This is a genomic window from Parabacteroides sp. CH2-D42-20 (assembly GCF_003670185.1).
Taxonomy (GTDB): domain Bacteria; phylum Bacteroidota; class Bacteroidia; order Bacteroidales; family Tannerellaceae; genus Parabacteroides; species Parabacteroides distasonis.
Genome location: NZ_RAYG01000076.1, coordinates 1 through 2,227 on the forward strand (window position 1 = coordinate 1; position 2,227 = coordinate 2,227).

The 2,227-nt window shown below is 51.1% G+C and carries 2 protein-coding genes; both read right to left on the reverse strand.

The genetic code is table 11. The features are described from left to right. On the reverse strand, positions 1–131 hold a 131-nt coding region (locus D7V92_RS21760), incomplete at its 3' end, for a DUF4141 domain-containing protein (RefSeq protein ID WP_121773785.1). An 11-nt stretch (positions 132–142) separates the two neighbouring features. After that, positions 143–2,227: TraG family conjugative transposon ATPase (locus D7V92_RS21765; RefSeq protein WP_121773786.1), on the reverse strand; the 2,085-nt coding region annotated here is incomplete at its 5' end.

Here is a 2,227-nt window from a genome sequence, read left to right on the forward strand (position 1 = left end):
GTCTGCACTATCTGCTTGGTGGTGTTGATGATACCCTGTGCCAAGTTGCCGGGGTCTGACACCACCCACTGTGCGGACGCCTTGCCGATGAAGCAAAGGCATACCGCCAAAAGGAGAATTGTTTTCTTCATGTTCCTAATTTTTAAGTTGTTGATGATTGGGGACTGCGTTTGCTTTCCGCAAGCCGCTTGATAGCCAGTTCAAGGTTGCCGTCCAGCTTCTCGGCGAGGGCGAACAGTTCCATTTTCTCGCTTTCCTCTGTCGTGAACGTGAAATATTCTTCCAACGAAACTTCCGTGGCATATACCGCCGACTGCGTGCCACCCAGTGAGAAGAAAACTTCCTTGTACTTCCGTCCGGGATGGTTCGCCATGTTGATAGACAATATCTGCGAACGCTCCTTGTCGGTCAGTCCAAGCAGGTTTTGTATGCTGTCAAACTTGTTGAGATATTTTCGCTGGTCTAACAAAATCTTGCAGTCCGAGTTATTGATGATACTCTCTTTCACTATGGGCGAGGAAATAATATCTTCCACTTCCTGCGTTACCACAATCGCTTCCCCGAAATACTTCCTGACGGTTTTGTACAAATATTTTATGTAATCCGCCATGTTCGCCGATGCAATCGCTTTCCACGCTTCCTCGATTAGTATTAACTTCCTTATTCCCTTTAACTTGCGCATCTTGTTGATGAACGCTTCCATGATGATGATAGTCGTTATCGGGAATAAAATCTTGTGGTCTTTGATGTTATCCAATTCAAAGACAATGAAGCGTTTATGCAGCAAATCCAGCTCCTTGTCAGAGTTCAACAGGTAATCATATTCACCGCCACGATAGTACGGTTCAAGCACGTTCAGGAAGTTGTCAATGTCAAAATCCTTTTCCCTGACGTTCTTCTGTTCAAGCTGTCGGCGGTAATCATCCCTAACAAACTCGTAGAACGTGTTGAAGCAGGGCGTTACCGATTTATCCCTCGTGATACGTTCGATATAGGCACTTACCGCATTGGACAACGCCACTTCTTCCGACCGCTTGGGGGCTTCATCGTCCCGCTTCCACAGGGTGAGTATAAGGGTTTTTATACTCTCTTTTTTCTCGATGTCAAATACCCCGTCCTCGACATAGAACGGGTTGAACGCTATCGGGTTCTCGTTGGTGTAGGTGAAATAAATCCCGTCCTCGCCGTGCGTGCGGTTGTGGATAAGCTGGGACAGCCCCAAGTAGCTGTTACCCGTATCGACCAGCAGCACGTGCGCCCCCTGCTCGTAATACTGGCGCACCATGTGGTTGGTGAAGAAAGACTTCCCGCTACCGCTCGGCCCAAGTATAAACTTGTTTCTGTTGGTCGTTATGCCTTTCTTCATGGGCAAATCCGATATGTCGATGTGCAGCGGGCGACCGCTTACCCTGTCCACCATTTTGATGCCGAACGGCGAAAGCGAACTCTTGTAGTTCGTTTCTTCCACGAACAGGCAGAGAGCCTGCCCCAAGAACGTGTAGAAACTTTCCTCTGCGGGGAAGTCGGCTTCGTTGCCGGGTATGCCCGCCCAAAAGAGCGTGGGCGTGTCGGTGGTGTTGTGGCGTGGCTTGCACTCCATGAGTGCAAGCTGGCTTCCCACATCGTTGCGTATGCGTTTGAGTTCGTCCCTGTTGTCACTCCATGCCATGACGTTGCAGTGGCAGCGCACCGAGATAAGCCCCTTGCTGTGGGCTTCGTTCAGGTACTCGTCTATCCACTCCTTGTTCACTTGGTTGGCACGGGAGTAGCGGGAGAGCGATTGCATATTCCGGGCGGTCTGCTCGAAGTTCTTCAGGTTTTCGGCGTGGTCGTCTATAAAGATGAATTGGTTATAGACATGGTTACACGACAACAGCACGCCCACCGGGGCGGCGAATGACAGTCGGCAGTCGCTCCGGTCAGTGGACAGCTTCTCAAATCGGCAGTCCGTCCCGACCTTTCCGGGCAAATCTTCCACGTCCGAAAGCGTGTGCAGGCACAGTATATCGTCCCCGACACGCATTTCTTCCGGGTACAGCCCGATGTCTTTCAGGCAGGTGGTATCTGTCTGCGAGAGCGAGAAGTATTTCTCGATGATGCCCGCCTTTCCGTCCTGCCCGGTGATTTCCGATGCCGCCAGCCGGGTAAGCGTGACAAAACCGCTGTCGTTCATAATCCTTTCAAACTGCCCGACCGCTTCGATGAACTTTGCCGCCGCTTCCTTGTC